Source organism: Pseudomonas sp. NPDC089569, assembly GCF_050280625.1.
Lineage (GTDB): Bacteria > Pseudomonadota > Gammaproteobacteria > Pseudomonadales > Pseudomonadaceae > Aquipseudomonas.
In genome coordinates, this window is sequence record NZ_JBNNVQ010000019.1 from 70870 (window position 1) to 77474 (window position 6605).

The 6605-nt window shown below is 59.7% G+C and carries 7 protein-coding genes and 1 pseudogene; 6 read left to right on the forward strand and 2 right to left on the reverse strand.

Features of this window, described 5'->3' with window-relative positions; genetic code table 11:
* Nucleotides 1–223: 223 nt before the first annotated feature.
* From purE to ACQKP2_RS11480, 4 genes are all read left to right on the forward strand, one after another.
* Nucleotides 224–715 (forward strand): 5-(carboxyamino)imidazole ribonucleotide mutase, encoded by a 492-nt coding sequence (gene purE / locus ACQKP2_RS11465; protein ID WP_150634558.1) that lies wholly within the window; start codon nucleotides 224–226, stop codon nucleotides 713–715.
* Nucleotides 716–726: 11 nt separating this feature from the next.
* Nucleotides 727–1809, forward strand: a complete 1083-nt coding sequence (locus ACQKP2_RS11470) for a 5-(carboxyamino)imidazole ribonucleotide synthase (RefSeq protein WP_427576454.1) — start codon at nucleotides 727–729, stop codon at nucleotides 1807–1809.
* A 107-nt stretch (nucleotides 1810–1916) separates the two neighbouring features.
* A complete protein-coding gene (locus ACQKP2_RS11475; RefSeq protein WP_427576456.1) occupies nucleotides 1917–2162 on the forward strand; it encodes a GlsB/YeaQ/YmgE family stress response membrane protein in 246 nt (81 codons plus the stop codon).
* Nucleotides 2163–2249: 87 nt separating this feature from the next.
* Nucleotides 2250–2786: a DUF3299 domain-containing protein gene (locus ACQKP2_RS11480; protein ID WP_427576458.1), complete on the forward strand. Its 537-nt coding sequence runs from the start codon at nucleotides 2250–2252 to the stop codon at nucleotides 2784–2786.
* 235 nt (nucleotides 2787–3021) lie between these two features.
* Here ACQKP2_RS11480 and ACQKP2_RS11485 read toward each other — a convergent pair whose 3' ends face one another.
* Entirely contained in the window at nucleotides 3022–3921 is a 900-nt protein-coding gene (locus ACQKP2_RS11485) for a D-hexose-6-phosphate mutarotase (RefSeq protein WP_427576459.1), read from the reverse strand.
* Nucleotides 3922–3992: 71 nt separating this feature from the next.
* Nucleotides 3993–4397, reverse strand: coding sequence for an acyl-CoA thioesterase (locus ACQKP2_RS11490; protein WP_007942704.1), 405 nt, complete (start codon nucleotides 4395–4397; stop codon nucleotides 3993–3995).
* Between the two features lie 399 nt (nucleotides 4398–4796).
* Here ACQKP2_RS11490 and ACQKP2_RS11495 point away from each other — a divergent pair, with 399 nt between their 5' ends.
* Nucleotides 4797–6095: an MFS transporter gene (locus tag ACQKP2_RS11495; protein ID WP_427576460.1), complete on the forward strand. Its 1299-nt coding sequence runs from the start codon at nucleotides 4797–4799 to the stop codon at nucleotides 6093–6095.
* A 237-nt stretch (nucleotides 6096–6332) separates the two neighbouring features.
* Nucleotides 6333–6605: pseudogene (locus tag ACQKP2_RS11500) on the forward strand (hypothetical protein); the annotation flags it as partial.

Consider the following 6605-nt stretch of genomic DNA (forward strand, 5'->3'; position numbering starts at 1 on the left):
GATCGGGTGATGCCCCGGTACTGACCTTAGAGTCAATAAAACCGGGCCTTTGCGGCAGATGACAGATGGTCGAAACGGGGGCTGCTTATCTGTCGTATTGCGGTATACTGCGCGGCCTTCGGCCGGTTCGCCCGGCCATTTTTTGTACAATCAAGCCACGCAAAATGCGTGGCTTGTTGTTTTTTGACGCGCCTGCGGGCGCCCAGAGAGAAGAGGCGCGACGATGAGTGCACTGGTTGGCGTGATCATGGGCTCCAAGTCCGATTGGTCCACCCTTAGCCACACCGCCGATATGCTGGAAAAGCTCGGCATCCCTTACGAGGTGAAAGTGGTCTCCGCCCACCGCACCCCGGACCTGCTGTTCCAGTACGCTGAAGAAGCCGAGGCGCGTGGCATCGAGGTGATCATCGCTGGCGCCGGTGGCGCGGCGCACTTGCCTGGCATGTGCGCGGCCAAGACCCACCTGCCGGTGCTGGGTGTGCCGGTGCAGTCGTCGATGCTCTCGGGCGTTGATTCGCTGCTGTCCATCGTGCAGATGCCTGCCGGCATTCCGGTCGCCACCCTGGCCATCGGCAAGGCCGGCGCGATCAACGCCGCGCTGTTGTCGGCGAGTATCCTTGGCGCCAAGCACCCGCAATTCCATGAAGTGCTGAAAACCTTCCGTGCTGAGCAGACAGACAGCGTCCTGGAAAATCCAGACCCACGCATCGCCTGAGGTTGTTGACGATGAAGATCGGTGTAATCGGTGGCGGCCAGTTGGGTCGCATGTTGGCGCTGGCGGGCACTCCGCTGGGCATGAGCTTCGCTTTCCTGGACCCGGCGCCGGATGCTTGCGCCGCTGCATTGGGTGAACACCTGCGTGCTGATTACGGCGATCAGGATCACCTGCGTCAGCTGGCCGATGAAGTCGATCTGGTGACGTTCGAGTTCGAAAGCGTTCCGGCGGAAACCGTGGCATTCCTCTCGCAATTCGTCCCGGTCTACCCGAGCGCCGAAGCCCTGCGCATCGCCCGGGATCGCTGGTTCGAGAAGAGCATGTTCAAGGAGTTGGGGATTCCGACCCCGGCGTTCGCCGACATTCAGTCCCAGGCCGATCTGGACGCCGCCGTGGCTTCCATCGGCCTGCCGGCCGTGCTCAAGACCCGTACCCTGGGTTACGACGGCAAGGGCCAGAAAGTCCTGCGCACCTCTGAAGACGTGGTCGGTACGTTCGCCGAACTGGGCAGTGTCGCGTGCTTGCTGGAAGGCTTCGTGCCGTTCACCGGTGAGGTCTCGCTGATCGCCGTACGCGCCCGTGATGGCGAAACCCGATTCTATCCGCTGGTCCATAACACCCACGACAGCGGCATTCTCAAGCTGTCCGTGGCCAGCACCGATCACCCGCTGCAGGCGCTGGCCGAAGACTATTCCAGCCGCGTGCTCAAGCAACTGGACTACGTTGGCGTGATGGCGTTCGAGTTCTTCGAAGTCGACGGTGGCCTCAAGGCCAACGAAATCGCGCCGCGGGTACACAATTCCGGGCACTGGACCACTGAAGGCGCCGAATGCAGCCAGTTTGAAAACCACCTGCGGGCGGTGGCCGGTTTGCCATTGGGTTCGACCGCCAAGGTCGGCGAAAGCGCGATGCTCAATTTCATCGGCAAGGTGCCGGAAACCGAAAAGGTCCTGGCCATTGCCGATTGCCATCTGCATCACTACGGCAAGGCCTTCAAGGTCGGCCGCAAGGTGGGTCACGCCAACCTGCGTTGCGCGGATCGCGAGACGCTGGCTGCACAGATCCTCAAGGTCGAAGCGCTCATCGCCGAGTAGTTTCACCTGGCAGCGGTGGAACCATTACGGAACCGCCGTTCTCTCATGGCAGGATGCCAAAGTCTGACTAGGCTTTGGCATAGCCACTTCATTCTGAGGGAAATGCCATGGGAATCATTGGAACCATCTTTATCGGCTTGATCGTCGGCTTGCTGGCGCGGTTCCTCAAGCCGGGCGATGACAGCATGGGCTGGATCATGACCATCCTGCTCGGTATTGGCGGTTCGTTGGCAGCCACGTACGGCGGCCAGGCCCTGGGTATTTATCAGGCAGGACAAGGTGCCGGTTTCATTGGCGCGCTGGTCGGCGCCGTGATTTTGCTGGTGATCTACGGCTTTATCAAAAAGAGCTGAGTCAGGCGACAAAGCCCTCTCTGCACGGCGCGCGGAGAGGGCTAGAATGCTCGGCGTTCCACGTCCTTTCCCTTTCCGAGCACCTTAATGCGCCGTCTTCTATTTACGCTTCTTTTCCTGGGAACGGGCCTTGCCCATGCTGGCGAGTTGCCGGAAACCGACTGGCTCGAGCTGATGCCCAAGTCGGACCAGAAAGCCCTCGAGGCCATGCCCGAAATCGACCACAACTCCCCCGAAGCCAATGGCACCTTTACCAGCAAGGGCGGCATGAAGCAGGCCAAGGGTCTGCCGGCGGTGATGTATTCGACCAAAACCGTGCCGTCGATGAACGACAAGAACATCCGCCTGGGCGGTTATCCGGTGCCGCTGGAGACCGATGCCAAGGGGCACAGCACACTGTTTTTCCTGGTGCCTTACCCCGGTGCCTGCATCCACGTGCCGCCACCGCCACCCAATCAACTGGTGCTGGTGCGTTATCCCAAGGGTTTGAAGCTCAATGATATCTACACGCCGCTGTGGGTCACCGGCACGCTGAAAATCGAGAAGGTCAGTAATGATCTGGCGGACGCAGCGTATGCGCTGGATGCGGCGAAGGTGCGGGTGGTCAAGGAATCGGATCTGTAAGCACTTCAACTCATGTGGGAGCGAGCCTGCTCGCGATGAGGCAATAACATCCAGCATCTTTGCTGGATATGAAACCGCCATCGCGAGCAGGCTCGCTCCCACAGTGATTTAGAGTTGATCGTTCCCACGCTCTGCGTGGGAACGCAGCCCGGGACGCTCCGCGTCCCTCGTTTGAAAGCCGAACGCGGAGCGTCCGTTGAGGCATTCCCACGCAGAGCGTGGGAATGATCGAGTGTCAGACAGATTTGCTGCCGATGCTTACGCCCAGCGTATGGCTGGCGCCCGGTGCCAATGTCACCACATCGCCCATCACATTCGCCGTTTCAATGCACAGCATGCGCTGCCAGCCATCGTCGGCCATGTCACTGAACGCGGCGGCGCGATCGATCCACGGGTTCCAGATCACCGCCGAGCGTGAGCCGCTACTGGTCAGCTCAATGCGTCGTTCCCATGCCGGGTCGACGATGCTCAGATGTGCAGGAGCATTGAGATAGATGCGATCGGTCTCGCCGGTAAAGTGCAGGTCGCCGTTCTGAGTGATGGTTTTCCAGTCGTCCAGGGTTTCGATGTAACTCAGGCCGTCAACGCCTTCCACGTGCACATTGCGCACGTCGCTGACCGCAAAATAACTGTGCAGTGCCTGGCTGATGGTCACGGTTTCAGTGCTCTGGTTGTCACTGGTGAGGCTGATGTGCAGTTGCTCGTCCAGGCGAATGCTCAGCTTCAAGTCCACCTGATGCGGCCAGCCGGGCAGGCCACCTTCGGGGTAGGGCAGAAGGAATTCGATCTTCAGGCTTTCGCCTTCCGCTTCAATACCGCCCAACTCCCAGTCCATTGCCCGAACCAGCCCATGGGCGCTGGGGGGCTCGTTGCCGACGCGCATCGCCTGCACGCTCTGAGGATTGCGCGCGAAGTTGCCGAACCAGGGCCAGCACACCGGTACACCGGCGCGGATGCTTTTGCCGGTCTTGAACACCGCCTCTTCGTTCAGCCAGATCAGGGGCGGCTGGCCGGCCAGTTGATAACTGAGGATGTGCGCGCCTTGCTGGGCCACCAGCAATTCGGCCTGACCATGACGAATTCGCCAGCAGTTCAGTTCATCCAGTTTCACGGCTTCAACGTTAGGCGTGCTCATGGGACAGCTCTCGATCATTAACAGGACTGCAATGGACCGCAAAACGGTCGCCGGGTTTGATGAGCTTCTTTTTAGCGGGCGCGGGGTGGAACCGAACGGGTACGGCCGCTGCCATCGATGGCGACGAACACGAACACCGCTTCGGTCACCTTGCGCCATTCGCTGGACAACGGATCGTCGCTCCAGACCTCGACCATCATTTTGATCGAGCTGCGACCGATTTCCAGAGCCTGGGTATAGAAGGAGAGCTGTGCGCCCACCGCCACGGGCACCAGGAACGCCATGCGATCTATTGCAACAGTGGCTACGCGTCCACCGGCAACCTTGCTGGCCATTGCGGTACCCGCCAAATCCATCTGCGCCACCAGCCAGCCGCCGAAAATATCGCCAAAGCCGTTGGTTTCGCGCGGAAGCGCGGTGATTTGCAGGGCCAGGTCGCCTTGCGGGATTGGATCTTCCTGTTCGAGCTCTATCATGCCGGGGGTGCCTCGGACCCGTGACTCTTCGAATGTCTTTCGGTGAATAGCCGTCTTACGGCTCCGCGCGCAAAGTGTATACGCGCTGGAGTCTTGGAAAAACGATTCAGCCCCGAACACACTGCGTTCGTCACGTTTTTCGTAAGGCGCCTTAAGGGAAACTCTGCGAAATCGCCTATGAACCTGACAGGCGTTTTCGCACAGCAACCCTTTCAAGTCGGTGCACAGTAGCGAGTATATCGGTCGATAGACTCCGATACGACCGTCGGGTTCTCATTTTGACCGTCAAATACGCGCATCCATGTGCTTTTTCGAACAATTTGCTATCGTGCCGGACCTGCCCGAGCCCTCGCCAGCGATGTTGGGGCGGCAGATCAGACTATAAGAGAAGCCCTTGCCATGACCACAGCGCCCTCGAGCATCGCGCAACCTTCCCAATCCGCACGTCCGTTGACCCGCAACGACTACAAGACGCTATCGCTGTCGGCACTGGGCGGTGCGCTGGAGTTCTACGACTTCATCATCTTCGTCTTCTTCGCCACCGTGGTGGGCAAGCTGTTCTTCCCGGCAGACATGCCCGAATGGCTGCGCCTGATGCAGACGTTCGGCATTTTCGCCGCCGGCTATCTGGCGCGGCCGCTGGGCGGGATCGTGATGGCGCACTTCGGCGACCTGCTGGGACGCAAGAAAATGTTCACTCTGAGCATTTTCATGATGGCGGTGCCGACGCTGATCATGGGGCTGTTGCCGACCTATGCACAGATCGGCATGTGGGCGCCGATCCTGTTGCTGCTGATGCGGGTGATTCAGGGGGCAGCCATTGGCGGTGAAGTGCCCGGTGCCTGGGTCTTCGTTTCCGAGCACGTACCCAATCGCCATATCGGTTATGCCTGCGGCACCCTGACCAGCGGGCTGACGGCGGGCATCTTGTTGGGTTCACTGGTTGCCACGGCGATCAACAGCATTTACACGCCGGCGGAGCTCGCGGATTACGCCTGGCGGATCCCGTTCCTGCTCGGCGGTGTATTCGGCCTGTTTTCGGTTTACCTGCGCCGCTGGTTGCACGAAACGCCGATTTTCGCCGAACTGCAGCAGCGCAAGGCCCTGGCTGAAGAAGTGCCGCTGCGTGCGGTGTTGCGCGATCATCGTGGTGCCATCGCCATTTCGATGTTGCTGACCTGGTTGTTGTCGGCCGCCATCGTTGTGCTGATTCTGATGACCCCGACCGTGTTGCAGACGGTTTACCATTTCTCCCCAACCACTTCCCTGCAGTCCAACAGCGTGGCGATCGTTTTCCTGAGCATTGGCTGTGTCGTTGCCGGCGCGCTGGCCGATCGTTTCGGTGCGGGAAAAGTCTTCGTATTTGGCTGCAGCGCATTGCTGGCCAGCTCCTGGACCTTCTACCACAGCCTGGCCGATCACCCTGATTGGCTGTTCCCGATGTATGCCCTGACCGGTCTGCTGGTGGGCACCATCGGCGCGGTGCCCTATGTGATGGTCAAGGCGTTCCCTGCGGTGGTGCGCTTCAGTGGCCTGTCCTTCTCCTACAACGTTGCCTACGCCATTTTCGGTGGCTTGACCCCGATGGTGGTCAGCCTGCTGCTGAAGGAAAGCGCGATGGGGCCTGCCTACTATGTGGCGGTGCTGTGTGCGGTGGGGATTCTGGTGGGCGCTTGGCTTTGGAGGAAGGGTCGCTAATTAATGCCTCTTCGCCGGCAAGCCTGGCTCCTACAAAATGATGAGATCCGTAGGAGCGAGGCTTGCCCGCGAAAAACGATAACGCGGTCACCAATCAAAACATCACTGCGCAACACAGCCCCATAAAGGTCCAGTACTGGCCTTTCATCCAATTGTCATATTTCAGCCATAGAGTGTTCACACGGCCTGCCGATACTTGGCCCCGAATTAACACACCCTTTCTGCTAGGAGTAAGGCATGAAACTGAAGCGTTTGATGGCGGCAATGACTTTTGTCGCTGCTGGCGTTGCGACTGCCCACGCGGTTGCCGCTGTTGACCCTGCTATCCCGAGCTACACCAAGACCACTGGTGTTTCGGGCAACCTGTCCAGCGTCGGCTCCGATACCCTTGCCAACCTCATGACCCTCTGGGCTGCTGGACTGGGTGGAACGTTCGGCTACCTGGGCCAGCGCCTTAGACAAAGGCGTTCCCGCATCCGTCGGCCTCACCTACGAGATTGTTCGATGGGA